Origin of the sequence: Actinomycetospora rhizophila (genome assembly GCF_042657905.1) — a bacterium.
In the GTDB taxonomy this organism is placed as follows: Bacteria; Actinomycetota; Actinomycetes; order Mycobacteriales; family Pseudonocardiaceae; genus Actinomycetospora; species Actinomycetospora rhizophila.
In genome coordinates, this window is record NZ_JBHSKG010000001.1 from 55,658 (window position 1) to 82,469 (window position 26,812).

The 26,812-nt window shown below is 75.7% G+C and carries 24 protein-coding genes; 15 read left to right on the plus strand and 9 right to left on the minus strand.

The annotated features are described in order from the left end of the window. Nucleotides 1-66 precede the first annotated feature (66 nt). Genes ACFPK1_RS00270 through pknB form a run of 5 tightly spaced genes read left to right on the plus strand, consistent with a single transcriptional unit; the run spans nucleotide 67 to nucleotide 7,886 of the window. Nucleotides 67-1,437: a PP2C family protein-serine/threonine phosphatase gene (locus tag ACFPK1_RS00270; RefSeq protein WP_378018896.1), complete on the plus strand. Its 1,371-nt coding sequence runs from the start codon at nucleotides 67-69 to the stop codon at nucleotides 1,435-1,437. Next, complete coding sequence (locus ACFPK1_RS00275) at nucleotides 1,437-3,047, plus strand: FtsW/RodA/SpoVE family cell cycle protein (protein ID WP_378018897.1); 1,611 nt, start codon at nucleotides 1,437-1,439, stop codon at nucleotides 3,045-3,047. The genes ACFPK1_RS00270 and ACFPK1_RS00275 overlap by 1 nt, the downstream gene beginning before the upstream one ends. Beyond that, on the plus strand, nucleotides 3,044-4,525 hold the full coding sequence (locus ACFPK1_RS00280; RefSeq protein WP_378018898.1) for a peptidoglycan D,D-transpeptidase FtsI family protein: 1,482 nt from the start codon (nucleotides 3,044-3,046) through the stop codon (nucleotides 4,523-4,525). The genes ACFPK1_RS00275 and ACFPK1_RS00280 overlap by 4 nt, the downstream gene beginning before the upstream one ends. Further along, the gene (locus tag ACFPK1_RS00285) at nucleotides 4,525-5,937 is read left to right on the plus strand and encodes a serine/threonine-protein kinase (protein WP_378018899.1); all 1,413 of its coding nucleotides are present in this window, start codon (nucleotides 4,525-4,527) and stop codon (nucleotides 5,935-5,937) included. The genes ACFPK1_RS00280 and ACFPK1_RS00285 overlap by 1 nt, the downstream gene beginning before the upstream one ends. Nucleotides 5,938-5,939: 2 nt before the next feature. After that, the gene (gene pknB / locus ACFPK1_RS00290) at nucleotides 5,940-7,886 is read left to right on the plus strand and encodes a Stk1 family PASTA domain-containing Ser/Thr kinase (RefSeq protein WP_378018900.1); all 1,947 of its coding nucleotides are present in this window, start codon (nucleotides 5,940-5,942) and stop codon (nucleotides 7,884-7,886) included. Nucleotides 7,887-7,895: 9 nt separating this feature from the next. Here pknB and ACFPK1_RS00295 read toward each other — a convergent pair whose 3' ends face one another. After that, nucleotides 7,896-8,546, minus strand: coding sequence for an aminodeoxychorismate/anthranilate synthase component II (locus ACFPK1_RS00295; RefSeq protein WP_378018901.1), 651 nt, complete (start codon nucleotides 8,544-8,546; stop codon nucleotides 7,896-7,898). Between the two features lie 75 nt (nucleotides 8,547-8,621). On the opposite strand from ACFPK1_RS00295, the gene crgA reads away from it, so the two are divergent. Continuing rightward, nucleotides 8,622-8,876, plus strand: coding sequence for a cell division protein CrgA (gene crgA, locus ACFPK1_RS00300; protein WP_274283354.1), 255 nt, complete (start codon nucleotides 8,622-8,624; stop codon nucleotides 8,874-8,876). A gap of 55 nt (nucleotides 8,877-8,931) precedes the next feature. Continuing rightward, nucleotides 8,932-9,498: a PH domain-containing protein gene (locus tag ACFPK1_RS00305; RefSeq protein WP_378018902.1), complete on the plus strand. Its 567-nt coding sequence runs from the start codon at nucleotides 8,932-8,934 to the stop codon at nucleotides 9,496-9,498. Here the strand turns inward: ACFPK1_RS00305 and ACFPK1_RS00310 are convergent. Continuing rightward, the gene (locus ACFPK1_RS00310) at nucleotides 9,406-10,284 is read right to left on the minus strand and encodes a rhomboid family intramembrane serine protease (RefSeq protein WP_378018903.1); all 879 of its coding nucleotides are present in this window, start codon (nucleotides 10,282-10,284) and stop codon (nucleotides 9,406-9,408) included. The genes ACFPK1_RS00305 and ACFPK1_RS00310 overlap by 93 nt on opposite strands. A gap of 25 nt (nucleotides 10,285-10,309) precedes the next feature. Further along, nucleotides 10,310-10,837, minus strand: a complete 528-nt coding sequence (locus tag ACFPK1_RS00315) for a peptidylprolyl isomerase (RefSeq protein ID WP_378018904.1) — start codon at nucleotides 10,835-10,837, stop codon at nucleotides 10,310-10,312. A 131-nt stretch (nucleotides 10,838-10,968) separates the two neighbouring features. On the opposite strand from ACFPK1_RS00315, the gene ACFPK1_RS00320 reads away from it, so the two are divergent. Continuing rightward, nucleotides 10,969-11,760 carry a hypothetical protein gene (locus tag ACFPK1_RS00320; protein WP_378018905.1) on the plus strand — a complete coding sequence of 264 codons (792 nt, stop codon included), beginning with the start codon at nucleotides 10,969-10,971 and terminating at the stop codon, nucleotides 11,758-11,760. Between the two features lie 88 nt (nucleotides 11,761-11,848). On the opposite strand, the gene ACFPK1_RS00325 is transcribed toward ACFPK1_RS00320, so the two are convergent. Both ACFPK1_RS00325 and ACFPK1_RS00330 read right to left on the minus strand, forming a co-directional pair. After that, entirely contained in the window at nucleotides 11,849-13,246 is a 1,398-nt protein-coding gene (locus ACFPK1_RS00325; RefSeq protein ID WP_378018906.1) for an alpha/beta hydrolase, read from the minus strand. Continuing rightward, nucleotides 13,243-13,590 carry a hypothetical protein gene (locus ACFPK1_RS00330; RefSeq protein WP_378018907.1) on the minus strand — a complete coding sequence of 116 codons (348 nt, stop codon included), beginning with the start codon at nucleotides 13,588-13,590 and terminating at the stop codon, nucleotides 13,243-13,245. The genes ACFPK1_RS00325 and ACFPK1_RS00330 overlap by 4 nt, the downstream gene beginning before the upstream one ends. Nucleotides 13,591-13,707: 117 nt before the next feature. Between ACFPK1_RS00330 and mug the strand changes: the two genes are divergently transcribed. Both mug and ACFPK1_RS00340 read left to right on the plus strand, forming a co-directional pair. Beyond that, nucleotides 13,708-14,259: a G/U mismatch-specific DNA glycosylase gene (gene mug, locus ACFPK1_RS00335; RefSeq protein WP_465252212.1), complete on the plus strand. Its 552-nt coding sequence runs from the start codon at nucleotides 13,708-13,710 to the stop codon at nucleotides 14,257-14,259. 29 nt (nucleotides 14,260-14,288) lie between these two features. Continuing rightward, nucleotides 14,289-15,269, plus strand: coding sequence for an NADPH:quinone reductase (locus ACFPK1_RS00340; RefSeq protein ID WP_378018909.1), 981 nt, complete (start codon nucleotides 14,289-14,291; stop codon nucleotides 15,267-15,269). 4 nt (nucleotides 15,270-15,273) lie between these two features. Here the strand turns inward: ACFPK1_RS00340 and ACFPK1_RS00345 are convergent, their stop codons facing one another. After that, the gene (locus ACFPK1_RS00345; RefSeq protein ID WP_378018910.1) at nucleotides 15,274-16,575 is read right to left on the minus strand and encodes an FAD-dependent oxidoreductase; all 1,302 of its coding nucleotides are present in this window, start codon (nucleotides 16,573-16,575) and stop codon (nucleotides 15,274-15,276) included. Next, on the minus strand, nucleotides 16,572-17,132 hold the full coding sequence (locus tag ACFPK1_RS00350; RefSeq protein WP_378018911.1) for a TetR/AcrR family transcriptional regulator: 561 nt from the start codon (nucleotides 17,130-17,132) through the stop codon (nucleotides 16,572-16,574). Before ACFPK1_RS00350 ends, ACFPK1_RS00345 begins: the two co-directional genes overlap by 4 nt. Nucleotides 17,133-17,212: 80 nt before the next feature. On the opposite strand from ACFPK1_RS00350, the gene ACFPK1_RS00355 reads away from it, so the two are divergent. From ACFPK1_RS00355 to ACFPK1_RS00375, 5 genes are all read left to right on the plus strand, one after another. Then, nucleotides 17,213-18,937 (plus strand): GMC oxidoreductase, encoded by a 1,725-nt coding sequence (locus ACFPK1_RS00355; protein ID WP_378018912.1) that lies wholly within the window; start codon nucleotides 17,213-17,215, stop codon nucleotides 18,935-18,937. A 300-nt stretch (nucleotides 18,938-19,237) separates the two neighbouring features. Continuing rightward, nucleotides 19,238-19,963, plus strand: a complete 726-nt coding sequence (gene pepE / locus ACFPK1_RS00360; RefSeq protein ID WP_378018913.1) for a dipeptidase PepE — start codon at nucleotides 19,238-19,240, stop codon at nucleotides 19,961-19,963. Further along, nucleotides 19,936-21,120, plus strand: a complete 1,185-nt coding sequence (locus ACFPK1_RS00365; RefSeq protein ID WP_378018914.1) for an amidohydrolase family protein — start codon at nucleotides 19,936-19,938, stop codon at nucleotides 21,118-21,120. The genes pepE and ACFPK1_RS00365 overlap by 28 nt, the downstream gene beginning before the upstream one ends. A gap of 83 nt (nucleotides 21,121-21,203) precedes the next feature. Next, nucleotides 21,204-24,155, plus strand: a complete 2,952-nt coding sequence (locus ACFPK1_RS00370) for an FAD-binding and (Fe-S)-binding domain-containing protein (protein WP_378018915.1) — start codon at nucleotides 21,204-21,206, stop codon at nucleotides 24,153-24,155. Beyond that, nucleotides 24,152-24,469, plus strand: coding sequence for a DUF5313 family protein (locus tag ACFPK1_RS00375; protein ID WP_378018916.1), 318 nt, complete (start codon nucleotides 24,152-24,154; stop codon nucleotides 24,467-24,469). Before ACFPK1_RS00370 ends, ACFPK1_RS00375 begins: the two co-directional genes overlap by 4 nt. Here ACFPK1_RS00375 and ACFPK1_RS00380 read toward each other — a convergent pair. Both ACFPK1_RS00380 and ACFPK1_RS00385 read right to left on the minus strand, forming a co-directional pair. Further along, the gene (locus tag ACFPK1_RS00380; protein WP_378018917.1) at nucleotides 24,466-25,254 is read right to left on the minus strand and encodes a class I SAM-dependent methyltransferase; all 789 of its coding nucleotides are present in this window, start codon (nucleotides 25,252-25,254) and stop codon (nucleotides 24,466-24,468) included. The genes ACFPK1_RS00375 and ACFPK1_RS00380 overlap by 4 nt on opposite strands. Before the next feature lie 71 nt (nucleotides 25,255-25,325). Further along, nucleotides 25,326-26,804 (minus strand): alpha/beta hydrolase, encoded by a 1,479-nt coding sequence (locus tag ACFPK1_RS00385; RefSeq protein WP_378018918.1) that lies wholly within the window; start codon nucleotides 26,802-26,804, stop codon nucleotides 25,326-25,328. Nucleotides 26,805-26,812 lie beyond the last annotated feature (8 nt).

Sequence of the window (26,812 nt, forward strand, 5' to 3'; positions counted from 1 at the left end):
GACCGGCCGGCCCGCCATCCGGACCCGGGTGACGACGCCCCGTCCCCTCCCGTGCAGGATCGACCCGTGACCCTGGTGCTGCGCTACTCCGCTCGCAGTGACCGGGGCCTGGTGCGGCAGAACAACCAGGACTCGGTCTACGCGGGCCCGCGCCTGCTCGCCCTCGCCGACGGCATGGGCGGACACGCGGCCGGCGAGGTGGCCTCGAAGCTCGTCATCGCCGCCCTCGTGCCGCTGGACGACGACGAGCCGGGCGACGACCTCCTGGGCGAGCTCGCCGAGGCCACCGCCCAGGGCAACGACGCGATCACCGAGCTGGTCGCCGAGGAGCCCGACCTCGACGGCATGGGCACCACGCTCACCGCGGTGCTCTTCGCCGGCAGCCGGCTGGGCATGGTGCACGTCGGCGACTCGCGGGCCTACCTGTTCCGCGACGGCGTGCTCACCCAGATCACCCGCGACGACACCTTCGTGCAGTCGCTCATCGACGAGGGCCGGATCACCGAGGACGAGGCGGCGAGCCACCCCCAGCGCTCGCTGCTCCTGCGGGCGCTCACCGGCCACGACGTCGAGCCCGCGCTCACCGTGCGCGAGGCCCGCTCCGGCGACCGCTACCTGCTCTGCTCCGACGGGCTCTCCGGGGTCGTCAGCGCCGAGACCCTCGCCGAGGCGCTCACGATCGCCGACCCGCAGGACTGCTCGGACCGGCTCATCGAGCTGGCGCTCAAGGGCGGCGGGCCCGACAACGTCACGTGCATCGTCGCCGACGTCGTCGACGTCGACTTCGGCGAGCACGACCCGATCTACGGCGGCGCCGCCGGCGACGGCCGCGCCGACCCCCCGCCCGGCGACTCCGCGGCCGCGCGCGCGTCGGCCGCGACGCTGACCCGCAGCGAGCCCGAGCCACGCCCGGCCCCGGTCTCCTCCGACTCCTCCCGCCGGCGCCCCGGCCGCGCCCGCCTGCGCCTCGCGCTCGCCGCGCTGGCCGTGGTCGCGCTGGCCGGCATCGCGGTGCTCGCCGCCACCGTGTACGTCTCGAGCCAGTACTACGTGGCCGCCGACGACGACACCGTCGTGATCTATCAGGGCGTGCCCGGGACGTTCCTCGGCGTCTCGCTCCAGAGCGTCGCGCAGGACTCCGGGGTGCGGGTCGCCGACCTCACCCCCGTGGCCCGCCAGCAGCTGGCCGGCGACGGCATCCGCGTCGAGGACCTCCCGCGCGCCGAGGCCACCGTCGACCGCCTGCGCACCGAGCAGATGCTCCCGCCGTGCGAGCCGGCCGCCCCGGCCGCCGCCCCGGGCACCGTGCCGCCCGCCGGTGCCCCCACCCCCGCGCCCGGCACGCCGGGTGCCCCCGACGTCGCCGGTCAGGCTCCCGTGGCCTCGCCCGCGCCGACCGAGCCGCAGGTCCCGGGCCGGGACTGCCGGGTGCCGTAATGACGCGGCCCACCGCTCCCGGCGCCCAGAACGGTGCGCCCGGGGTCTCCGGTATCGACCGCCCCGCCGACCGCACCGCGCTGCGGCCGGCGGTCGCGGCCGCCGTCTCCACCCGCCGTGGCGTCGAGCTGGCGCTGCTCGCGTTCGCCGCCGTCATCACCACCGGCGCGCTCGTGCTCGTCGAGGCGAACCAGGAGCAGGAGCTCACCTGGGCGCTGCTCTACCTCGGTGCCGCGTACCTGGCGCTGCTCGCGCTCGCGCACCTCGCCGTGCGCAAGTTCGCGCCGTACGCCGACCCGCTGGTGCTCCCGCTCGCGGCGCTGCTCAACGGCATCGGGCTGGTGATGATCCACCGGATCGACCTCGCCCGGATCGCCCGCGCGGTCAGCCTCGGCAACGAGGAGCCCACGCAGGAGGCGCTGCGCCAGGTCGGCTGGACCGCGATCGGCCTGGTGTTCTTCGTCGGCGTGCTGTGGCTCGTGCCCGACCACCGCACGCTCGCGCGCTACGGCTACACGGCCGGGTTCGTCGGCCTCATCCTGCTGGCCCTGCCCGCGGTGCTCCCCGCCTCGCTCTCGGAGGTCAACGGCGCCCGCATCTGGATCCGCCTCGGCCCGGCCAGCATCCAGCCCGGCGAGTTCGCGAAGATCCTCTTTGTCGTCTTCTTCGCGTCGTTCCTGGTGGTCAAGCGCGACCTGTTCACCAGCGCGGGCAAGCACTTCCTGGGCATGACCTTCCCCCGGCCCCGCGACCTCGGCCCGCTGCTCGTGGCCTGGGGCGTCGCGATGGCCGTCCTGGTCTTCGAGTCCGACCTCGGCACGTCGCTGATGTTCTTCGGGATCGTGCTCGTGATGCTCTACGTGGCCACCGAGCGCATCTCCTGGGTGCTCATCGGCCTCACCATCTTCGGCGCGGGAGCCTTCGCCGCCTGGACCTTCGTGTCCCGCGTGCAGGTCCGCGTCTCGGTGTGGCTCGACCCCTTCGCCGACTACAACGGCCGCGGCTTCCAGGTCAGCCAGGGCCTGTTCGGCCTCGCGACCGGCGGGATGGGCGGGACCGGGCTCGGCGCCGGGCGCCCCGAGCTCGTGCCGTTCTCGAGCACCGACTTCATCTTCACCTCGCTCGGCGAGGAGATCGGGCTCGTCGGGATCGCGGCGCTGCTGCTGATCTACTGCCTGCTCGCCACCCGGGCGATGCGCAGCGCGCTGGCGGTGCGCGACACGTTCGGCAAGCTGCTCGCCGCGGGGCTGGGCTGGGCGATCGCCTGGCAGGTGTTCGTCGTCGTGGGCGGCGTCATCAACCTCATCCCGAACACCGGCATCACCGCGCCGTTCGTGTCCTACGGCGGCTCGTCGCTGGTGGCCAACTACGCTCTCGTGGCGCTCGTGCTGCGGGTGTCGAACGCGGCCCGCCAGCCGAGCGCGGACAAGCGGCCCGGGACCCCCGTCCCCGGGCAGCAGGCCCCGCTCGCCCCCCTGGCCGAGGCGAGCACCGAGATGGTGTCGCGCGACCAGGTGCGCACCCCGCCGCACGGCGTGCGCCACGAGGCCGGCGCCGGCCCGGTCGGCCACCCCGAGCAGGCCCCGCGAGGAAGGACCCGAGGAGAGTGAACACCCCGCTGCGACGGGTCTCCCTCGCGGTCATGGTCCTGATCCTGCTCCTGCTGGGGCAGGCCACCTGGATCCAGGTCGTCAAGGCCGACGAGTACCGCGCGGACCCGCGGAACGCCCGCGTGCTGCTGGACGAGTACTCCCGCCAGCGCGGCCAGATCTCGGCCGGCGGCGAGGTGCTCGCGCAGAGCGTGCAGAGCCCCGACCCGGGCGACCGGCTGCGCTACCAGCGCCAGTACACCGACGGCCCGCTCTACGCGCCGGTCACCGGCTACTACTCGCAGATCTACGGCGCGGGCGGCATGGAGCGGGCGATGGACCCGGTGCTCAACGGCACCGACGACCGCCTGTTCGTGCGCCGCATCTCCGACGCCGTCACCGGGCGCGACCCCGCCGGTGGCAACGTCGTGCTCAGCATCGACCCGCGGATCCAGCGCGCCGCCTACGAGGCCATGACCTCGCGCGGCTACCAGGGCTCGGTCGTCGCGATCCGGCCGCAGACCGGCGAGATCCTCGCCATGGTCTCGACGCCGTCCTACGACCCGAACCCGCTGGCCAGCCACTCGGGCACCACCCAGCAGAACGCCTGGAACGAGCTCACCGAGGACGACCCGCCGACGCTGACCAACCGGGCGATCAGCGAGACCTACCCGCCCGGGTCCACGTTCAAGATCGTCACCACGGCCACCGCGCTCGAGGCCGGCGCGATCACGCCGGAGGCCCCGGTCACGGCGGCCCCGCGGATCACGCTGCCCGACAGCACGACGACGCTCGAGAACTACGACGGCAAGCCGTGCGGCCCCGGCGCCACGGTGCCGTTCGCCACCGCCTTCGCGAAGTCCTGCAACGGGCCGTTCGCCAACCTCGCCGTCCAGGTCGGCGCCGAGCGGCTGCGGGCGATGGCGACCTCGCTGGGCTTCGAGAACCCGGGGCTCACCGTCCCGATGCCGGTGCAGGCCTCCCGGCTCGGCGACCTCGCCGACGGCGCCTCCACCGCCCAGTCGGGCATCGGGCAGCGCGACGTCCGGCTGACCCCGCTGCAGAACGCCCAGATCACCGCCACGGTGGCCAACGGCGGGGTGCCGATGTCGCCCACCACCGTCGCCCAGATCCAGGGCCAGGACCTCTCGACGGTCGAGTCCACCGAGCCCGACCGGCTGGCCCGCGCGTTCTCGCAGTCGACGGCCGACACGCTGACCCAGCTGATGATCGGCTCGGAGAACAACGGCTCCGGCCAGGGCCGCATCCCCGGGGTGCAGATCGCCTCGAAGACCGGCACCGCCGAGTGGGGCGCGAACCCCAAGACCAACCCGCCGCACACCTGGTACGACGCCTTCGGGCCGGTGCCGAACCCGCAGATCGCCGTCTCGGTGATCGTGGAGCGGGGCGGCAACCGCGGCGAGGAGGCCACCGGCGGCTCGGTCGCCTCCCCGATCGGGCGCGCGGTCATCGCGGCCGCCCTGGGGAGTGATTCCTAGTGGCGCCGACGACGGGCTCGCTGATCGGCGACCGCTACCGGCTCGGCCGGCGGATCGCGGTCGGCGGCATGGGCGAGGTCTGGGAGGCCGAGGACTCCCGGCTGGGCCGCACCGTCGCGGTGAAGATCCTCAAGGCCGAGCTCACCGGCGACCCCGAGTTCCTGCACCGCTTCCGCACCGAGGCGCGCACCGCGGGCTCGCTGAACAACTCGGGCATCACCGCCGTGCACGACTACGGCGAGACCACCACCGAGTGGTCCACCGCCAACGGCACGGTCCAGGTGCCCACCGCCTACCTGGTGATGGAACTGGTGCGCGGCGAGCCGCTGGCCCAGATCCTCGCGGTGCACGGGCGCCTCGGCGTCGACTACACCCTCGACATCCTCGAGCAGTCCGGCTGGGCGCTCGAGGCCGCGCACGAGCGGGGCCTGGTGCACCGCGACGTCAAGCCCGGCAACATCCTCGTGATGCCCTCGGGGCAGGTGAAGATCACCGACTTCGGCATCGCGAAGGCCGTCGACGCGGCGCCGGTCACCCGCTCGGGCATGGTCATGGGTACCGCGCACTACATCGCCCCGGAGCAGGCCGGTGGCGGGGACGCGGGCCCCGCGTCGGACGTCTACTCGCTCGGCGTCGTCGGCTACGAGTGCCTCGCGGGACGCCGCCCGTACCTGTCGGAGAACGCCGTCACGGTCGCGATGATGCACATCCGCGACCCGCTGCCGCCGCTGCCGAACGACGTCCCGCCGGTGGTCCGCCAGCTCATCGAGGCGACCCTGGCGAAGGACCCCCGGCAGCGCTACGCCACCGGCGGCGAGTTCGCGCAGGCCGTCGGCGCGGTCCGGCGCGGGGAGCCGCTGCCCCTGCCCGGCCAGGGCCAGGCCCTCACCGAGCGCGTCAACCCCTCCACCCGCGTGGCGCCCGCGATGTCGCGCGAGCCCTCGCCGCCGCGGGGCGCCGAACGACCCGATCGCTGGGCGTCGCAGCCCGAGCAGCCCCGCCGCCGCGGCCCGTGGGGCACGGTCGCCGCCCTCGCCGTGGTCGCCCTGCTGCTGCTCGCGGGCGTGCTGTGGGTGGTCAACTCGGCGGAGACGTCGGCCCCGCCGCCCCCCGTGGCGAGCACCACCGCGTCGTCCACCACCACGACGCCGAGCCCGACCACGACGCGCAGCTCGCGCACCACGACCTCGTCGTCGGCCGCGAACGGCGTCAGCGTCAACCCCGTCGACTACGTCGGGCGCCCCGCCTCGGTGGCCTCGGCCGCCCTGCGCGAGTCGGGCCTCGACCCGGAGATCGCGACCATCCTCGGTGGCGAGCCCTCCGACCCGTCACGCTGCCGGGTCCTCTACCTGTCGCCCACCGGCGACGTCCCCCGCGGCGAGACCGTGACCGTCACCTGTCAGGAGTTCTGAGGATGACGACGCCACGGCTCCTGTCCGAGCGCTACGAACTGGGACCCGCGCTCGGGTACGGCGGCATGTCCGAGGTGCACGGCGGGCGCGACGTCCGCCTCGGCCGCGACGTGGCGATCAAGGTCCTGCGCGCCGACCTCGCGCGCGACCCGCAGTTCCAGGTCCGGTTCCGCCGCGAGGCGCAGAACGCCGCCGCGCTGAACCACCCCGCGATCGTCGCCGTGTACGACACCGGCGAGACGCCGACCGACGACGTGCCGCTGCCCTACATCGTCATGGAGTACGTGGCGGGCCGGACGCTGCGCGACATCGTCAAGACCGAGGGCCCGATGGAGCCCTTCCGGGTCTGCGAGATCCTCGCCGACGTCTGCGCGGCGCTGGACTTCTCGCACCGCCACGGGATCATCCACCGCGACGTCAAGCCCGCCAACATCATGATCACGCCGGCGGGCGCGGTGAAGGTCATGGACTTCGGCATCGCGCGGGCGCTGTCCGACGCCCAGCCCGCGGTCACCCAGACCGCCGCGGTCATCGGCACCGCGCAGTACCTCTCGCCCGAGCAGGCCCGCGGCGAGTCGGTCGACGCCCGCTCCGACGTCTACGCCACCGGCTGCGTGCTCTTCGAGCTGCTCACCGGCCGGCCCCCGTTCACCGGCGACTCCCCCGTCGCGATCGCCTACCAGCACGTGCGGGAGGACCCGCCGGCGCCGTCGGAGATCAACCCGCGGGTGCCGCCGGAGCTCGACGCCATCACGCTGAAGTCGCTGGCCAAGAACCCGTCGAACCGCTACCAGAGCGCCGACGAGATGCGCGAGGACTTCTACCGCGTGCTCTCCGGCGAGCGCCCGGGCGCGCCGATGGTGATGACCGAGCAGGAGCGCACCGAGTACATGACCGGCGGCCACCCGGTCGCCCCGGCCACCGGGCCCGTCGACCAGGTCGACGACTTCGCCGAGTGGCAGGCCGAGCAGGCCGAGGTCCGGCGCCGCCGCGGCCGGCGGCGCGCCCTCGGGTTCGCCGCCGTGCTGGTCCTGCTCGCCGCCCTCGCCGGGGCGTACTTCCTGTTCTCGCCGTCGGCCAACTCCGTCGCGGTGCCGACGGTCGTCGGCCAGCCGCAGGCGGCCGCGCTGCAGACGCTGTCCACCGCGGGCCTGCGACCGACCGTCGTGCCCGTGGCGTCGACCCCGGAGCAGGTCGGCCAGGTCGTCACCACGAGTCCCTCCGGTGGGCTCGAGGTCCCGCCCGGCAGCGTCGTCGAGCTGCGGGTGGGCCGCGGGCCCGACCGCGTGCAGGTCCCCGACCTCACCGGCCAGACCGCCAACGAGGCCCAGGCCAGCGTGCAGCGCCTCGGCCTGTCCCTGGCCCCGGTCCCGCAGCAGCGCGAGGTCGACGACGCCAACCAGATCGGCCGGGTGCTCGCCCAGGAGCCCGCCGCCGGGCAGTTCCTGGCGCCGGGCACCCCCGTGCAGCTGACGATCGGGCGCCAGCGCGAGACGCTGCGCCTGCCCGACGTCACGGGCCAGGACCGGCAGACCGCGACGACCACGCTCGAGGGCGTCGGCCTGCGGGTCGAGGTCACCGAGGTCGACGGGGGCGGCAGCGCCGGCACCGTCGTCTCGACCTCGCCGAGCGCCGGCTCGCAGGTGCCGCGGAACTCCTCGGTGACGCTGCGGGTCTCGCGCGGCAACCAGAACCAGGTCCAGGTGCCCTCGCTGGTCGGTCAGCTGCCCTCCGACGCCGTGCAGACGCTGGTCGCGGCGGGGTTCCGCGGCGGCAACCTGCAGCGGACGTCCCAGTCGGTGAGCGACCCGTCGCAGGACGGCAAGATCCTCAGCCAGAACCCGACCGCGGGGTCCTCGGCCGACCCCGGGTCGAGCGTCGCGGTCGTCGTCGGGCGCTACCAGCCCGGGGGCGACGACAGCGGCGGGCTGTTCCCGGGCGGGAACTGAGCCCCGTCCTCAGGCCGGCGGGGCGGCGGCCAGCGCGAGCGCCCGCAGGCCCTCGGTGAGCTGGTCGACCACGCCCGTGTCGACGGGGTGGCCGCTCGCGCCCATCCACGTGGCGAGCAGCCGGTGGCCGTCCTGCGTGAGCACCGACTCGGGGTGGAACTGCACGCCCTCGAGCGGCAGCTCGCGGTGGCGCATCGCCATCAGCACCCCGTCGGCGGTCCAGCCGGTGGGCTCGAGCTCGGCGGGGATCGTGTCGGGCAGGACGGTCAGCGAGTGGTACCGGGTCGCGGTGAACGGGCTGGGCAGCCCGGCGAGCACGCCGGCGCCCTCGTGGTGCACCAGCGAGGTCTTGCCGTGGCGCAGCTCCGGCGCGCGGTCGACGACCCCGCCGTAGGCCGCGCCGAGCGCCTGGTGCCCGAGGCACACCCCGAGCATGGGCCGCCCGAGCGCCGCGCACCGCCGGATGACCTCGGTGCTGGCCCCGGCGTCGGCGGGCGTCCCGGGGCCGGGGCTGACGAGCACGCCGTCGACCTCGTCGACGAGGTCGACCACCCCGTCGACGTCGTTGCGGCGCACCACGGGGTCGGCGCCGAGCTGCGCGAGGTACTGGACGAGGTTGTAGACGAAGCTGTCGTAGTTGTCGACGACCAGGACGCGCATCCCCCCAGCGTACGAGCCGGGCGATCGGCACGGGTGCACTAGACTCCGGCGGGAGTCCCCCTGATCGGAGCCGACGTGCCGAAGTCCAAGGTCCGCCGCAAGCCGGCGTACACCCCGCCCCCGAAGGCCGGGCCCGCGCCCGCCGGCCCGTCGCACCCGGCCTACGTCGGGATCATGCTCGGCGTGGGCCTGCTCGGGCTCGCGTGGCTGGTGGTCAACTACCTCGCCTCCGAGTCGATCCCGTTCATGCAGGACCTCGGCGCCTGGAACTTCCTCATCGGCTTCGGGCTGATCGTCGTGTCGCTGCTGATGACCATGAAGTGGCGCTGAACCACATCGATGTGATTCGTCCACCGCTGTGGACGGACCCTGTGGACAACTCGCGGTGACGGCGGTGGACGAGGCGCGCTCCCAGGCCTGGGCGGCGCCGTGGCCCGCGGTCGCCCTCGGCGTGGCCGGCGCACTCGGCCTCGGCGCGTGGGCGCTGGCCGCCACCGACCCGCCCGGGCGTCTGCTCACGGGCCTGGCGGCGCTCGCCCTCGCGCTCAGTGCCGCGTTCGGGGCGTTCGCGCGGCCGCGGCTGCGGGCCGACGACGACGGGCTCGTGCTGCGCGGCGTCTCGGGCCGGCGCGCCTGGCCGTGGACGCGCGTCGACGCCGTGCGGTCGGTCCGCATGCGCCGGATGGGCCTGCCCGCGGCGTACCTCGAGGTGGAGGTGCGCGACGAGGACGGTGGCGAGGGAGGCACCGAGCGGCTGCTCGTGCTGGGGCGCCTCGAGCTCGGCACCGACCCGGTCGAGGTCGCCGACGCGCTCCAGGACCTGCGCGCCCGCGCGGGGCGGCGCCGGACGAGCGGGTCCTCAGCCCACCAGCGCGAGCGACCGGACCACGACGAGGACGACCAGCACCACGACGATCCCGCCGACGGCGAGGAGCCCGGCCGCGGGGCGTGAGCGCGCCGGTCCGTGCACGAGCACGACGGCGACCAGCACGCCCGTCACGAGCCCGCCGAGGTGCCCGAGCAGCGACAGGCCCGGGATCGTGAAGCTCAGCACCACGTTGATGCCGATGGTCAGCAGCGCCGGGCCCTGGTTCATCCGCAGGCGGCGCAGCACCACGAGCAGGGCGCCCATGAGCCCGAACACCGCGCCCGACGCGCCGGCGACGGGACGGAAGGGCTCGCCGAGCAGCACCACGGCGACCGAGCTGCCGAGCAGCGACACCCCGTAGAGCAGCGAGAACCGCAGCCGCCCGAGGACCAGCTCGAGATCCCGGCCCAGCACCCACAGGGCGAACATGTTGACCGCGACGTGCAGCGGCCCGATGTGCAGGAAGCCCGCGGTGACGAGCCGCCACCACTGGCCGGCGGCCACGTCGGCGGGCACGAGCCAGGTGGCCTCGACCCAGGGCGACGCGTAGTTCGTCCACACGCTGCCCGCGGACAGCGCGGTGAGCACGAAGACGACGAGGTTGACCGCGATCAGCGTCGTCGTGACGACCGGCCGCGCGTCCGTGCGGGCCGGCCCGCCGGCGACGGTGCGCGGGCGGGTCGCCGCCGCGGCGCGGTTGGCCTCGGCGATGCAGTCGACGCAGTGCGCCCCGACCGGCGCCGGGCGCAGGCAGTCGGGGCACGCCGGGCGCCCGCACCGGGTGCAGGCGAGCGCCGTCGGCCGGTCGGGGTGCCGGACGCAGACCGGCGAGGCCTCGGGCCCGGCCGTCGGCCCGCCCGGCGCGGTCACACCGTCCTCACCGTCGTGCTGTCGCTCAGGAGCCGACCGTCACCGAGGTGATGACGATGTCCTGCACGGGACGGTCACCCGGGCCGGTCGCGGTCGCGGCGATGGAGTCGACGACGTCGCGGGAGGCCTGGTCGGCGACCTCACCGAAGATCGTGTGCTTGCGGTTGAGCCAGGTCGTGGGGGCGACGGTGATGAAGAACTGGGAGCCGTTGGTGCCGGGCCCCGCGTTCGCCATCGCCAGCAGGTAGGGCCGGTCGAAGCGCAGGTCGGGGTGGAACTCGTCGGCGAACTTGTAGCCCGGGCCGCCGCGGCCGGTGCCCGTGGGGTCACCGGTCTGCAGCATGAAGCCCGCGATCACGCGGTGGAAGATGGTGCCGTCGTAGAACGGCCCGTTGCTGCCGCCCTTGGCGTTGGGCTCGCTGTACGACTGCTCGCCGGTCGCCAGTCCCGTGAAGTTCGCGACGGTCTTGGGCGCCTCGTTGGGGAACAGCACGAGGTTGATGTCCCCGTTGGAGGTGTGCAGCGTGGCGGTCGGGGTGTCGGCGGTGGTCACCGGGCCATCGTGCCACTAAGACACTGACGACCTTCGAATGGAGTAGCGGGTGTGACGACCCGGCGGGTCGGGCACCTGCACCGCAGGGCCGGGGGCATCATGGCCGCCCACCGACGAGTGAGGTGAAGTCGTTGAGCAGCAAGACTCTGATCGGCGCCAGGGAGGACCTGGACGATCTGCGCAAGGAGGGCCAGCGCGCCCGCAAGAAAGCCGAGAAGCGCGCCCACAAGGCCGCCGAGCAGGCCCGCAAGGACCGTGAGAAGGCCCGCAAGCAGGGCGCGAAGAAGCGCGCGGAGGTCCGCAAGGACGTCCGCAAGGCCGCCGACGAGGCGCGCCAGCGGGTGCTCGACGCCCGCGCCGAGGCCCGCCACCGCGCCGAGGAGGCGCAGGCCGAGGCCCGCCAGCGCGCCCAGGAGGCCCGCGCGGAGACGCGCAAGCGCGCCAACAAGGCCGCCAAGGAGGCCCGCAAGCAGGCCAAGAGCTACGCCAAGGAGGCCCGCAAGCGCCTCGAGGACTCGCCGGTGCCCACCAGCGCCGACGAGCTCCGTGACCTCGGCGAGTCGGTCCGCGGCTCGCTCGAGGAGGGTCTGACCTCGGTCCGCAAGGACCTGGCCGCCCGCATCGAGCCCGAGGAGCCGAAGAAGCGTCGCCGCTGGGGCCTCTGGATCGCCGTCATCGCCCTGCTGGGCGTCGGCGCCGCGGTGGTGGCCACCCGCCGCGAGCCGGAGCTGCCGCCCCCGCCGCCGCCCGCCCCGCGGCCGCGTCCGGTGAGCACCGAGAAGCCCGCCGGGGCGCCGCCGGTGTCGCCGGCCCAGGCGAGCAGCCAGGAGATCCCGACGCACACGGCCACCGACGCCGTGAGCGGCTCGACCTCCAACGGCGCGGTGTCCTCCGACAAGCCCGCCACCGGCGGCAAGGAGTAACCACTCCGCCCGTCCGACTCGTCGGCACGGCCCGTCCCCGGTCCCTCGCGGACCGGGGACGGGTCGTTCGCATGCCCACCGGCCCTTCTCACCGGCCGACCAGCCGTCGCAGGCGGTCGCCGGCGTCGACGCCCCGGTCGAGCACCGCGTCCTGCGGGCGGCCCCCGACCACCGCGGCCACGTTCTCGGCGCTCGTCGAGCCGGGCGTGAGGTAGCCGTGGTGGCCGCGTGACTCGGTGAGCACCCGCCCGTCGGGCAGCGCCACCTCCCGCGCCGAGAGCCCGGTGACCCCCGGCGTGCGGTTGGGGTCGGGACCGAACCAGGCCGTGTCCGCGGTCGGGTCACCGGCCGCCTCGACCACCCAGGCGTGCCCCGGCGGGCGTCCCGGCGCCTCCCCCACGCCAGGGCTGCCCAGGTAGACGACGTCGTCGACCCCGGACGCCGGGGCCAGCGCCGCCGCCGTGACCACCGACCCGTACGAGTGCCCGATCGCCGTGACGTGCGCGTCGTCGGGGCGCGCCGCGTCCAGGCCGCCCAGGAACGACGCGAGCCGCCGGCCGCCCTCCTCGGCGGGCGCCCGGCCGAGCACCGAGCGGTCGGGGTCGGCGACCTCCCCCACCTGCGGCGCGTCGTAGCCGTACCAGGCGACCGCGGCCGTGCCCGGCCCGGCGGTGTCCGCCAGCGCGTCGAGCTCGCCGAGGCGCCGGGGCAGCTCGTCGACCCCGCTGGTGAAGCCCGCCGTGAACACCGCGACGTCCCGCGCCGTGTCGACGTCGCCGCGGGCCACGGCCGCACGGACGCCCTGGCCGTCGGCCGGGTGCCGCTCCACCTCGAGGTCCAGCAGCGTGCGCCCCGGCCGGTCGATCGCCGCGGCCACCGCCCCGAGCCGGGCGAGGCGCGCGCGCACCTCGTGCAGCGCGTAGCCGACCCGGGCGAGCTCGACCGGGTCGCGGCTGCGGGCCAGCCGGTCGCGGACCGCGGTCTCCTCGGCGCGCGCCTCCTCCTGCGCCGTCGCGAGGACCCGCCGGTTGGCGCGGTCGCGCACCGCGGCCGGGAGCCCGTCGAGGCCGCCGACCAGGGCGGGGCGGTCGCGCTCGAGCGCGGCCCGCACGTCCGGGTCGAGGCCCGCCCACCAGCGCGCCACCGCCTCGGGGTCGAGCCCGGGGACGCCGGCGGGCGCGGCGGCCGGCACGGTCGGGGGCGCCTGCCGGCCGGCGGCGTCGAGCGCGATCGCCAGGGCCGCGTCGACGGCGGCGGGCGGGGTGCCGACGCCGAGGGCGAGCGCCGCGGCGCCGAGCGCGGTGAGCACGCCGTCGAGGTCGTCGAGCAGGGCCGCGTGGCCCCGGACCAGGGCGGCGCGGGCGGCGGCGGCTTCGCGCGCGGCCGGGCCGTGCCACGCCACGGGGTCGGCGAGCACCGCGCCGGCGCGGGCCAGCCCCCGGCGGTCGGCGAGCAGGCGCGCGGCCGCGACCGCCGGTGCGCTCATCCGCCCGCCCGCATCAGCCCCGTGGCCGCGGCACCGTCGCCCGCGACGTAGGCCACCGCCGCGGCGGCCAGCGCCTCGCCGTGGGCCACGAGGTCGGCGCACCACTGCGCGTGCGCCGCCTCCCACCGCTCGGCGAGCGCCGCGGCCGCCGCCGCGGACCGTCCCGCGGTGCCGACGTCCCCAGCCCCGACCTCCTCAGCCCCGACGTCACCAGCCCCGACGTCCACCCCGCGCACCGCCTCCGCCGGCGCGCCCACCGGCACCTCGAGGCCGGCGGCGACGCACGCCGCCCCGGCGTCCCGCAGCTCCTCGGGCCGCACCGACGGCCCGTCCTGTTCGTCCACACCGGTTCCGACGCGGCGCACCCGGTCGCGGATCCCGGGCGTCCCGCCGCCTGGGGAGGCACCCGGCGGATGGGGACGGCGACCGGTCGAACCCGGGGCGCGGCGATACTGGCCACCGTGGCGCCGACCCCCGACGAGCTCGAGGCTGCGCGCTCGCGCCTGCTGCCCGACGTCCTGCCCGGCCCCGGCGACCCGCCGCTGCGCGTGCTGTTCTGCGGGATCAACCCCGGGCTCGTGTCCGCGCTGACCGGGCACCACTTCGCGCGCCCCGGCAACCGCTTCTGGCCCGCGCTGCACGCCGCGGGCTTCACGCCGCGCCGGCTCGCGCCCGCGGAGCAGGGCGAGCTGCGGGCGCTGGGCCTGGGCGTCACCAACGTCGCGCCCCGGGCCACCGCGCGGGCCGACGAGCTCGACGACGCCGAGCTGGTCGCCGGCGGCGAGCGGCTGCGCGCCCTCGTCGCCGACGTCGCCCCGCGGTGGCTCGCCGTCGTCGGGATCGGGGCCTACAGGGTCGCGTTCGGCGACCGGCGCGCGGTCGCGGGCCGCCAGGAGCGCACGCTGGGGCCGACGGGGCTGTGGGTGCTGCCGAACCCCAGCGGGCTCAACGCCCACCAGACCCCGGCGACCCTGGCCGCGGCGTTCCGGGAACTGCGCGAGGCCGCCGGATAAGTTGCGCGCTCCCGGGGCACAGGCCCGGCATGAAGGCTGCGCTCTACCGCCGAACCGGCCCGGCCGCCGAGGTGCTCTCGGTGGAGGACGTCGAGACCCCCGAGCCCGGTGCCGGCGAGGTCCGCGTCCGCATCACGGGGTCGGGGGTCAACCCGACGGACTGGAAGACCCGGGCGGGGCTCACCGGGCAGGACCCCGAGACGTTCCAGATCCCGCACCAGGACGGCGTCGGGGTGGTGGACGCGGTCGGTCGCGGCGTCGACCCGTCGCTGGCCGGGCAGCGCGTGTGGCTGCACCTCGCGGCGTTCCGCAACCGCTACGGCACGGCCGCCGAGTACGCCGTGGTGCCGGTCGGGCGGGCGGTGCCGCTGCCCGGCGACGCGCCCGACGAGCTCGGTGCCTGCCTGGGCGTGCCGGCCGTGACCGCGGCGCACTGCCTGCTCGTGCGCGGGGAGGGTCGTGAGGCGCTGCGCGACCGGACCGTGCTCGTGGCCGGCGGGGCCGGCGCGGTCGGGCACTACGCGATCGAGCTGGCCAAGCACGCGGGCGCCCGCGTCGTCACCACCGTGAGCTCCGACGAGAAGGGCGAGCTCGCGCGGGCCGCGGGCGCCGACCTCGTCGTCAACTACCGCGAGCCCGACGTGCTCGAGCGGATCCAGGGCTTCACCGACCGGGTCGACCGCGTCGTGGAGGTCGCGCTCGGGGCCAACCTCGAGCTCGACCTCGCGCTCGCCGGGGCGGGCACGGTGATCGCGGTGTACGCCAACGAGCCGGACGACCCGGTGATCCCGACCCGCCGGCTCATGGTCGCCAACACCTCGATCAGCTACGTGCTGCTCTACGGGGTGCCCGAGGACGAGCTGGCCGCGGCGGTCTCGTGGACGGCGGAGGCGGCCGGCGCGGGCGCGCTCTCGCCGCTGCCCGTCACCCGGTACGGGCTCGACGACATCGTCGCCGCGCACGAGGCCGTGGAGCAGGGCGCGGTCGGCAAGGTGATCCTGACGCCCTGAGGGCTCACGGCGCGGTCAGCTCCCACGGTCGCGGGCGGCTGACCTCGGTCTCGCTCTCGGCGAAGGTGCGCCGGCGCAGGAACGAGGACCGGGCGCAGAGGCGGAACCACGCCCGCGACAGCCGGGTCCGCCAGACCCCGCCGGCGAGCATCTGGTCGCGCACGCCGAGGGCGTCGACGATGGTCGCCGTGCCGTGCTCGCGCAGGTCGGCCTCGTAGGCGCCGACCGCCGCGAGGAGGTCGTCGGGACGGGCCGCGAGCACCTGCGTGAGCCGGCGCGCGTCGCGCAGCGCGGCGTTGCCCCCCAGCCCGCCGGTGGCGGGGACGGCGTGCACGGCGTCGCCGAGCAGGGTCACGCGGCCGGGCACCCAGTGCGGCACGGGGGGCGCGACGAGGAAGACGCTCGCGCCGCGGCTCGCCGGGTCGCTCGTCGCGAGGAGCCGGCGCAGGTCGGGGTGCCAGGTGCGGACCAGGTCGTCGGCGAGCGCGGCGAGAGCGTCGGGACCGCGGGCGTCGAGGTCGGGCGGGAGGTGCTCGGGGGTGGTGACGAGCGCGGTGAGCAGGTAGGGCTCGTCGACCGGGGGCGCGGGGCGGCCGGTGACCTCGGCGAGCACGGCGCGCGCCCCCGGCGGCGGGCGGAAGGCGGCGGTGAACAGCGCCGCCGGGCCGGCGTCGGAGACGACGTGCATGCCGTGGGCCAGGACCGCCGGCACGTCCGGGGTCAGCGCCACCTTGCCCGCGATCCCGACCACGCCCGCGGGCACCGGCTCGGCGTCGGGCAGGAACTGGCGGCGCACCCGGGAGCCCACGCCGTCCGCCCCGACCAGCAGGTCCGCCGTGACGCGCCGGCCGTCGGCGAACAGCGCCACCGGGCGCCCCTGCGCGTCGTGCTCGTACGACACGTACTCGGCGCCGAGGTGGACGACGTCGTCGAGCCCGGCGAGCAGCACGCGGCGCAGCGTGCGCCGGTCGACGGCGTAGTGGTTCTCGGCGGGGTCGGCGGCCGCCGGGTAGGCGATGGCCTCCTCGATCTCGACGAGCTCCTCGAGCTGCTCGGTGACGAACCCGAACGGCCCGCCGGGCGCGGACGTGGCGAGGAGGGCGTCCCAGAGGTGGTCGGGCAGGCACGCCCGCAGGGAGCGCGCCCCGGCCGGGTCGATGTGGATGCGGTAGCCCTCCCACCGGTCGGCGGGGTCGCGGTCGCGCTCGAAGACGGTCACCGGGACACCGGCACCGCGCAGACCCTGGGCGAGGCAGAGCCCGCCGATCCCGCCGCCGATCACTACGACCCGCGGTCCGTCCGTCATCGCCGCCCTCCCCCCGCCCGCTCCGTCTCCTCCGTCGGTGCCACCAGCTGCGCGAGGACGACCGGCGCGAGGTCGGGCACCAGGCGCACACCCTTCACCGCGGCGATCACCAGCTCCGCGCGCGCCGCCGCCGGCCCGTCCGGCTCGAGCGCCGTGAACAGCCCCACGAGCACCTCGCGCCACCCCGCCTCCTGCCGGTCGAGCACGGCCCGCACCGACGGGTCGCGGCGGGCGCGCAGGTCGAGCTCGGCGGTCACGGTGAAGAGCTCCGGGCGGGTGGCCACGAGGTCGGCGAGCGCGTCGAGGTGCGCCGCGAGCGCCTCGCGCGGGGGCAGGTGCGGCGGCGGCGCGGTGGTCGCGAGCATCGCCGCGGCGTGCTGCGCCACCGCCTCGACCAGCTCGGCCTTCGTCGCCACGTGGTAGTGGATCGTCGACTGGTCGATCCCGACCTCGGCCGCCACCCGCCGCAGGCGCAGGCCCTCGAGGCCCACCTCGGCGACCAGGCCGAACGCCGCCGCCACGAGCTGCTCGCGGCGCGTCAGCTCTCCATCAACCACTTGATGGAGGGTACGGCCCGGGCGGAGTGACGTCTACCTGTGACCTTCCGTCACAGCTACCGGCGGGTTACTTTCCTGCCGTGCCACCACACCACCCGCCACACCACTACGACGTCCTCGTCGTCGGCTCCGGGTTCGGCGGCAGCGTCACGGCGCTGCGGCTCGCGGAGAAGGGCTACCGGGTCGGGGTCCTCGAGGCGGGCCGGCGGTTCACGCCCGAGACGCTGCCGGCGACGTCGTGGGACATCCGGAACTTCCTCTGGGCGCCGAAGCTGGGCTGCTACGGCATCCAGCGGATCCACGTGCTGCGCGACGTCGTCGTGCTCGCCGGCGCGGGCGTCGGCGGAGGGTCGCTGAACTACGCGAACACGCTCTACCGCCCCAAGAACGACGCGTTCTACCGCGACCCGCAGTGGGCCTCGCTCACCGACTGGCGCGACGAGCTCGACCCGTTCTACGACCAGGCGACCCGGATGCTCGGCGTCGTCACGCAGCCGTCGGTGACGCCCTCGGACGTGGTGATGCGGCAGGTCGCCGAGGAGCGCGGACGCGGCGACACGGTGGCCCCGACGCAGGTCGGCGTGTACTTCGGTGACGGTCCCGGCGTCACGGCGCCCGACCCGTTCTTCGGCGGCGCCGGGCCGGAGCGCACGGGCTGCCTCGAGTGCGGCGAGTGCATGACCGGCTGCCGCCACGGCGCCAAGAACACCCTCGAGACCAACTACCTGGCGCTGGCCGAGCGCGCCGGGGCCGCCGTGCACCCGGAGACGACGGTGCGCGCGATCCGGCCGACCGCGGACGGGTACCGGGTGGAGACGCGCGCGACCCGGGGGCGCGGGCGGACGACGTACACGGCCGGCCAGGTCGTCCTCGCCGCCGGCACGTGGGGCACCCAGTCGCTGCTGCACCGCCTGCGCGACACCGGCGTGCTGCCGCGCGTCTCCCGGCGGCTCGGCGAGCTCACGCGGACCAACTCCGAGGCGCTGGTCGGCGCGATGGCACACCGCGCCCCGGAGCCGGGCGGGCCGCGCGACTTCACCCGCGGCGTGGCGATCACCTCGTCGTGGCACCCGGACGACGACACGCACATCGAGCCGTGCCGCTACGGGCGCGGGTCGAACGCGATGGGCCTGCTGACCACGCTCATGACCGACGGCGGCGGGCGGGTGCCGCGCCTGCTCAAGCTGCTGGGCGGCATGGTGCGCCACCCCCGGGTGTTCGCGCGCTCGCTGGACAAGCGGCACTGGTCGGAGCGCACGGTGATCGCGCTGGTGATGCAGTCGCTGGACAACTCGATCACGGTGCGCCGGCGCTTCGGGCGTCTCGTGTCCCGGCAGGGCCACGGCACGCCGAACCCGACCTGGATCCCGGCGGCGAACGAGACCACCCGGCGCCTCGCCGAGATCATCGACGGCGACCCCGGCGGCACCTGGGGCGAGGCGGTGAACATGCCGATGACCGCCCACTTCATCGGCGGCTGCCCGATCGGCGCCGACCCCGAGCACGGCGTGGTCGACGGCTACCAGCGCCTGTTCGGGCACCCGGGCCTGCACGTGGTCGACGGCTCGGCGCTCTCGGCGAACCTCGGCGTGAACCCCTCGCTGACGATCACCGCGCAGGCCGAGCGGGCGATGGCGTTCTGGCCGAACAAGGGTGAGGTGGACCCGCGCCCGCCGCTCGGGTCGGCGTACCGCCGGGTGGACCCGGTCGCCCCGCACGCCCCCGTGGTCCCCGCCGACGCCCCGGGCGCCCTGCGCCTGGTCCCCCTCGGCACCCCCGCCGTCCCGCCCCGCACCCCGGTGTAGCGCCGGGCACCCGCGCTCGCGAGGCACTGGGGTGTCTCAGCCTGGCGGCCATGCTGACGTTGAACGTCAGGAAAGCCCCCAGCTCGCTCTGGCACCGCGCCGTCGCTGCTGATCACGAGCGCGCTGTCCACGCCGCGCGGCCGGCCGGCGTCGATGAGACGCCCGTGATCTCCGACGCCACCCGGGGCCCGGCGCGCCGGATCGAGCGGGTGGAGAAACTGACGTCCGACGTCAGCATGGCCGCCACGCTGACACCACCCCGTGCGTCGCCGACCGGGCGGGGACGGCGAGGATCGCGGCGTGCCCGCCGACGCGCTGCTGTTCTCCAACTCCCGCCCGCCCGGGGCGGCGGTGCCGTTCGCGCACGCCGCCGACCCGCTGCGCACCCACCTCGGCGACCGGACGCTCTGGTTCGCGCCGTGGGCGGGCGGTGACCTCGACGCCTACACCGGGTTCGTCGCCGAGGCCCTGGAGAACGTCCTCGGCCCCCTCGACGTCCGCGGGCTGCACCGCGAGCCCGACCCCGCCGCGACGATCCGCGACGCCGACCCCGACCGCGAGACCGTCTTCGTCGGCGGCGGCAACACGTTCCGCCTGCGCCGGCGCACCGGCGACAACGGGGTGCTCGACGCACTGCGAGCCCGCGACGACCTCCGCTACGCGGGCGCCAGCGCCGGCTCCAACCTCGCCTGCCCGACGATCATGACGACCAACGACATGCCGATCGTCGACCCCGGCGGCTACGACGCCGTCGGCCGCATCCCCGTGCAGATCAACCCGCACTACCTCGACCCCGACCCGCACTCGACCCACCGCGGCGAGACCCGCGAGCAGCGGATCCAGGAGTTCCACGAGGAGAACGCCGTCGCCGTCGTCGGGCTGCGCGAGGGGGCGTGGCTGCGGCACCGCGACGACACCCTCACCCTCGACGGGCACACCGCGCGCCTCTTCCGCCGCGGTCACGAGCCGGTGGAGCTCGCGGCGGGTACGGACCTGACGTGGCTGCTCGCGACACCCACCTCCTGACCGACGTCCGCACCCGTCACCACGAGGGACGCGTCGACGTCGCCGTCGACGCCGGGCGGATCACCGCGGTCGGGCCGGGCCTCGAGAGAACCGGCGGCCCCGTCAGGGAGGGCCGGGGGAGGACCGTCCTGCCCGGCCTCGTCGAAGCCCATCTGCACCTCGACAAGGCGATGCTCGACCCCGGCCCCGACCCGGACGCCGGCCTCGACGCCGCCGTGGCGCGCACCGCCGAGCGCAAGAGCCGCTTCACGCCCGACGACGTGCGCGCCCGCGCCACCGACGTCCTCACGCGGGCCCACGCCGCCGGCACCACGCGCGTGCGCACCCCCGTCGACGTCGACCCCACGGTCGGCCTGACCAGCCTCGACGTCCTGCTGGCGCTCAAGGACGAGTGGCGGGACCGCATCGACCTGCAGGTCGTGCCCTTCCCGCAGGAGGGCATCGCGGCCCGGCCGGGCACCCGCGACCTGCTCGTCGAGGCCCTGCGCCGCGGCGCCGACGTGCTCGGGGCATGCAGCTACGCCGAGGACGACGTCGACGCCTGCCGCGACCACGTCCGCGACGTCCTCGACCTCGCCGAGCGCCACGGCGTGCCCGTCGACGTCCACGCCGACTTCGCCGGCGGACCGGACGACCCGCGCCACGACCTGGCCGAGGACATCGCGCGCATGACGCGCGCCGCCGGCCTGCAGGGCCGCGTCGTCCTCGGGCACGTGACGACCCTCGCCGGCCTCGACCCCGACCGCCGGCGGCGCACCGCCGACGCGCTCGCGGACGCGGGCGTCGGGGTCGTCGTCCTCCCGCCGACCGACCTCTACCTCGTCGGCGCGTCGGCCCCGGTGCGGGAGCTGCGCGACGCCGGCGTGCGCGTCGCGTACTCGTCGAACAACGTGCGCAACGCCTTCACCCCGTTCGGCACCGTCGACCTCCTCGACGCCGCCCTGCTCCTCGGCCACATGCAGGGCGTCGACCTCGACGCCCTGCTCGACATGGGCACCGTCGACGCGGCCGCGCTGCTCGGCGACGACCGCCACGACGTCGTCCCCGGCGCGCGGGCGGACCTCGTCCTCCTGGACGCCGCCGACGCGCGCACCGGCCTGCTCGACCGCGCCCGCCGCACGCCCGTCGCCGAGCGAACGGGGACTTCGCGCGCCTAGAAGCAGCGAACAGCGCGTTCGCTGCGAACATCACGCCGACCCCGACCGGCGAACGCCCCCGCACCGGCGCAAACTGGTCCCCGATGACCGCCACGCGTCGCCCGTCCCCCGAATCCCTCCTCGCCGAGGACCTGCGTTCGGCCGTCCGCGGGCGGGTCCGCTTCGACACCGCGAGCAAGGCCATGTGGTCGGCGGACGCGTCGAACTACCGCCACGTGCCGATCGGCGTCGTCCAGCCGGTCGACATCGACGACGTCGAGGCGGTCGTCGACGTGACGCGCCGTCACGGGGTGCCGCTGCTGCCGCGCGGCGCGAGCACGAGCATCGGCGGCCAGGCGGTGAACGAGGCGGTGGTCGTCGACTTCTCGCGCCACCTCACCCGCGTGCTGGAGATCGACCCGGACGCGCGCACGGCCCGCGTCCAGCCCGGCGTCGTCCTCGACGACCTGCGCGAGGCCGCCCGCCCGCACGGTCTGACGTTCGGCCCGGACCCGTCGACGCACAACCGCTGCACGCTCGGCGGGATGATCGCCAACAACGCCTGCGGGTCGCACTCGGTGGCGTGGGGCAAGACCGTCGACAACGTCCGCTCGCTCGAGGTGGTGCTGGCCGACGGCACGCGGATGGGCGTGGGCCGCACACCGGACCTCGAGGCGGCGACGAGGCGGCCCGGCCGCGAGGGCGCCGTGTACCGCGAGCTGGCGCAGCTCCGCGACCGGTACGAGCCGGCGATCCGTGACGAGCTCGTCGTCGACGGGATGACCCGGCGGGTCAGCGGCTACAACCTCGACGAGCTCCTGCCCGACCGGCCGTTCGACCTCGCCCGCGCGCTGGTCGGCACCGAGGGCACCTGCGCGACGATCCTCGAGGCGACCGTCGAGCTGGTCGAGTCCCCGCCCGCGCGGGCGCTGTGCGTGCTCGGCTTCCCCGACGCCTACACCGCCGCCGACCACGTCATGCCGATCCGCGAGCACCACCCGCTGACGATCGAAGGCATGGACGTCGGTGTCATCGGGGCGCTGCGCGCGAGCCGCCCGGACGACCGCACCCACGAGGCGCTGCCCGAGGGCAAGGGCTGGCTCTACGTCGAGACCGGCGGCGCCGACCGCGCCGAGGCAACCGCCAAGGCCGAGGCCATCGGTCGGGAGATGGCCCGCTACGGCGCGAGCGTCAAGGTCGTCTCGGAGCCCACGGCGCAGCGCGCGCTGTGGAAGATCCGCGAAGACGGGTCGGGCATCGTCACCCGCTCCCCCGACGGCGGCGAGGCGTGGCCGGGCTGGGAGGACGCCGCGGTGCCGCCCGCGCAGATGGGCGCCTACCTGCGTGAGTTCGACGCGCTGCTGGCGAAGCACGGGCGGCGGGGTGCCTACTACGGGCACTTCGGCGACGGCTGCCTGCACGTGCGCATCGACTTCGACCTGCTCACCCGCCCCGGCCTGGCCAACTTCCGCTCGTTCCTCACCGACGCCGCCGACCTGGTCGCCGCGCACGGCGGCTCGGTGTCCGGCGAGCACGGCGACGGCCAGGCGCGCGCCGAGCTGCTCGCCCGCACCTACAGCCCCCGGCTGCTCGAGGCGTTCGGCGCGTTCAAGGCCGTCTGGGACCCCGAGGGCCGCATGAACCCGGGCCGCGTCGTCGACCCGGCGCCGATGGACGCCGACCTCAAGGTCTTCGTCGGCGTCCCCACCATCGGCCCGACGACCGAGCTGGCCTACACCGACGACCGCGGCAGCTTCACCCGCGCCAGCCGCCGCTGCATCGGCGTCGCCAAGTGCATCTCCGACTCGGGCGGCTACATGTGCCCGAGCTACCGGGTCACGGGCGAGGAGGCGCACTCCACCCGCGGGCGCGCGCGGATGCTCTTCGAGATGGCCAGCGGGCAGCTCGTGCCCGACGGCTGGCGCTCCACCGAGGTCCGCGACGCCCTCGACCTGTGCCTGAGCTGCAAGGCCTGCCAGCGCGACTGCCCGGTCGGCGTGGACATGGCCACCTACAAGGCCGAGTTCCTCGCCCAGCACTACGCCGGCCGCGCGCTGCAGCGTCCCCGCAGCCACTGGTCGATGGGCCACCTGCCGCGCTGGCTGCGCCTCGCCACCGCCGTCCCCGGCCTGCCGCGGGTGGCCAACGCCCTCGCGCGCCGGCCCGCGCTCGCGAGCATCGCCAAGCGCCTGGGCGGCATCGCCCCGCAGCGCGACATCCCCGCGCTCGCCCCGCGCCCGCTGCGCCGCCTGGTCGGCTCCCGGCGCGCCCACGCCGACAGCACCCGGCCCCGCGTGCTGCTGTGGCCCGACACCTTCACCTCGACGTTCGACCCCGAGCTCGCCCTCGACGCGATCGCCGTGCTCGAGCACCTCGGCTACCGCGTCGAGCTCCCCGACGGCCAGGTCTGCTGCGGGCTGACCTGGCACACGACCGGCCAGCTCGACACCGCGCGCGCCGTGGCCCGCCGCAGCCTCGACGTCGTCAAGCCGTGGCTCGACGACGGCGTGCCCGTGGTCGGCCTGGAGCCCTCGTGCACCGCGGCGCTGCGCCAGGACGTGGTCGAGCTGCTCGGCCCCGACGACGAGGACGCCGTGCGGCTGGAGAAGTCGACGCGGACGCTGGCGGAGGTCCTCGCCCAGCACGCCGACGAGCTGCGGGCCGACGTCGTCCGCACGGGCCAGAAGGCGCTCGTCCAGATCCACTGCCACCAGTACGCGGCGATGGGCTTCGACCCCGACCGCGCGGTGCTCGACGCCCTCGGGGTCGACGTGCAGGTGCTCGACGAGGGCTGTTGCGGGCTGGCGGGCAACTTCGGGTTCGAGGAGGGGCACTACGAGGTCTCGACGGCGTGCGCCGAGCGGGGTCTCATGCCCGCGGTGCGCGCCGCCGACCCGGACACCGCGGTGCTCGCCGACGGCTTCTCGTGCCGCACCCAGATCCGTCAGCTCGACAACGCGGGCCACGAGCCGGTGCACCTCGCGCACGTCGCGGCGACGGCGCTGGGGCTGCGGACCGAGGCACCGGCAGCAGCGGCGGCGCCGGCGTCGAGATGACCCGGCCCGGCGTCCTGCGCTGGATCGCCTACGCGTTCGGGGCGCGCCTGCCGGTCCGGTTCTCGCCGTGGGTGCTGCACGACCTGACGTGCCGGACGTGGTTCCTGCGCCACCTCGCCCGCTCCGCGGTCCAGGCCACGCCCGCCGCGCTGCTCGCGCTGCTGCCCGGACCGGTCTGGCTGAAGATCGCGCTGCCGCTGTTCGTGCTGTTCTCGACGCTGTTCATGGCGACGATCTTCTCGCCGATGGTGCGCGAGAAGCGGCTCTACCAGCACGGATACCTGCCCGAGGTCGTGCTCCGCGACGACGACTAGCCGGCCTTGCGGCCCCACACCGCGGTCATCATCCAGCACTGCGTCCAGTAGGTCGGGTCGTCGAGCAGGGCCGTGGCCGCGTCGAGGGTCGCCGTGTCCAGTGCGCCGGCGGCGAGGACCCGGTCGCGCACCTCGTCGAAGAACAGCCTGAAGTAGAGCGCGCCCCGCTCGCCGCCGCGGATGTTCTCGACGTCGGTCGAGGCCTCCGGCCGCGCGAACCCGGCGTCGACGACCATCCGCGGCAGCCGGCGGCCGATGAACCAGTCGACGCCGCTGTCGCGCCCCCACGCGAGGATCGCGGACCAGGTGTCGGCCCAGACCTCGGGCTCCGTGGTCGGCGCGAGGTGGAAGTCCGGCTCCTGGACCAGCAGCCACCCGCCCGGCCGGACCGCCGCGGCCATCTTCCCGAGCACCGCGGGGGCCTGCTCCGCGATCTGGTGCAGCATCGCGCGGCAGGTGACGAGGTCGTAGCCGTCGCCGGGCAGCTCGCTCGTCCGGACGTCGGCCTGCGTGACGGTCAGGTTCTGGGCGGGCACCAGGTCGAGCAGCGCGGTGCTGATGTCGACCGAGGTCACGCTCCCCGAGGGGCCCACGACCTCGCACAGCCACTCGGCGACGCTGCCGTTGCCGCCGCCCAGCTCGAGGCAGCGCCAGCCCGGGCCGACGCCGATCCCCTCGAGGTAGCGCCGGGTCCACGGGTCGAGGATCTTCGACATGAGGTCCAGGCGCTGGTACTCGACCGTCGCCGTGTCGTCGAGGATGTAGGGGCGCAGGGCTTCCGCCACGTCGACCTCCCGGGTCCGCTCGGTGCCGTCACCCTGGCGCACCCGCCCCGCGACCGGTAGCCGCCGGCGGCTCAGAGCCCGGCCGGGCACTGCTCGGGCGGCGTGACCCGCGGGTCGAGCAGGTAGGCGGTGTAGGCCTCGGCGGCGCAGCGGCTCGGCGCGTCGAGGGTCGTGTGGCCGATGGCGTCGACGACGAGCACGTGCGCCGCCGCGAGCTGGGAGGCCGTCGCACGGGCGTCGGCCAGCGGCGTCGTCGGGTCCCAGCGCGAGTTCACCAGCAGGGCGGGCGCGGCGAGCGGCGCGTTCCACGGCCCGAGGTAGCGGTCGGGGTCGATGGCGGGCCAGTCGACGCACATCGCGTGGTTGAGCGCCGTGGACGCCCCGATGATCGGGTGCGCGGCCTGCTCGGAGACCACGGCCGCGTCCATGTCGGCCCGCGACGGCGTGACGCTGTCGGTGCACTGGATCGCCAGGTAGGACGGCGAGTGCTCCGGTGCCCACGGGGTCGCGGGCAGCGGGACGCGCCCGCCCGACGGCGGCGCGGCGGGCGCCAGCGCGCCGAGCGTGCGCATCAGCCCGGGCAGGCGCCCCTCGGTCTGCAGGGCCCGGTCGATGCGCGCGACGAGCTCCGCCGACGTCCCGGAGGTCGCGGCCGCCGCGACGACGTCGGTGGCGCGGGCCCGCGCGTCGGGGCCCAGCGGGCAGGCGGGGCCGGCGGCGCACCGGTCGAGGGCCACCCCGAACGCCTCCTCCCACGCCTCGCTGACCGCCGCCCGCACGTCGACGGGCACCCGCTCGGTGCCGGGGGCGCCGGCGGCGTTGGCGACGAGGTCGAGGCTGCCGTCGAGGACCATCGCCCGGGTCTGGGCGGGGAACAGGTTCGCGTAGGTCGCCGCCGAGTACGTGCCGTAGGAGTAGCCGTAGAGGCTGACGGTCGGCTCCCCGAGCGCCTGGCGCACGAGGTCGACGTCGCGGGCGGCGTTGGCGGTGGACAGGTGGCCCAGGCGCTCGCCGGTCCCGGCGAGGCAGGCCCGCCCGGGCTCGGCGGCCGACGCCCAGAACTCCGGGGTGCGCGCGGGCCCGGCGGGCGCGGGCACCCGGTCGCCGCCGAACGGCGCGCACGCGACGGGCGACGAGGCGCCGGTGCCGCGGGGATCGATGGCCAGGAGGTCGAAGCGGGACCGCAGCGCGTCGAAGCGCCCGGCGAGGCGGCGCAGGCTCGCCGTCCCCGGGGAGCCCGGGCCGCCGTAGTTCACGACCAGCGTGCCGATCCGCGCCGCAGGGTCGGTGGCGGGCATCCGCAGCGCCGCCAGCGTGATCGTCGGACCGGTCGGGCGGCGGTAGTCCAGCGGGACGACGACGTCGGCGCACTGGGCCCCGCCGCAGGCGCGCCAGTCGAGGGCCGGCACGGGCGCGCTGTTGGTGCCCATCGGGGGCGCACCCGGGGCCGCCGCCCCGGCACGCGGCGCCGCGTGCCCGGCGCAGCCCACCACGGCCGCCAGCAGGAGGACGGCGAGCAGCGCCCAGAATCGTCTGCGGCCGGATCTCACGCGCCCAT

Excerpts from the sequence above, each read along its gene's own strand:
- ACFPK1_RS00275 (WP_378018897.1), top strand. The coding sequence starts at position 1,437 with ATGACGCGGCCCACCGCTCCCGGCGCCCAGAACGGTGCGCCCGGGGTC.
- pknB (WP_378018900.1), top strand. The coding sequence starts at position 5,940 with ATGACGACGCCACGGCTCCTGTCCGAGCGCTACGAACTGGGACCCGCG.
- ACFPK1_RS00295 (WP_378018901.1), bottom strand. The coding sequence starts at position 8,546 with ATGCGCGTCCTGGTCGTCGACAACTACGACAGCTTCGTCTACAACCTC.
- ACFPK1_RS00325 (WP_378018906.1), bottom strand. The coding sequence starts at position 13,246 with ATGAGCGCACCGGCGGTCGCGGCCGCGCGCCTGCTCGCCGACCGCCGG.
- ACFPK1_RS00340 (WP_378018909.1), top strand. The coding sequence starts at position 14,289 with ATGAAGGCTGCGCTCTACCGCCGAACCGGCCCGGCCGCCGAGGTGCTC.
- ACFPK1_RS00345 (WP_378018910.1), bottom strand. The coding sequence starts at position 16,575 with ATGACGGACGGACCGCGGGTCGTAGTGATCGGCGGCGGGATCGGCGGG.
- ACFPK1_RS00370 (WP_378018915.1), top strand. The coding sequence starts at position 21,204 with ATGACCGCCACGCGTCGCCCGTCCCCCGAATCCCTCCTCGCCGAGGAC.
- ACFPK1_RS00375 (WP_378018916.1), top strand. The coding sequence starts at position 24,152 with ATGACCCGGCCCGGCGTCCTGCGCTGGATCGCCTACGCGTTCGGGGCG.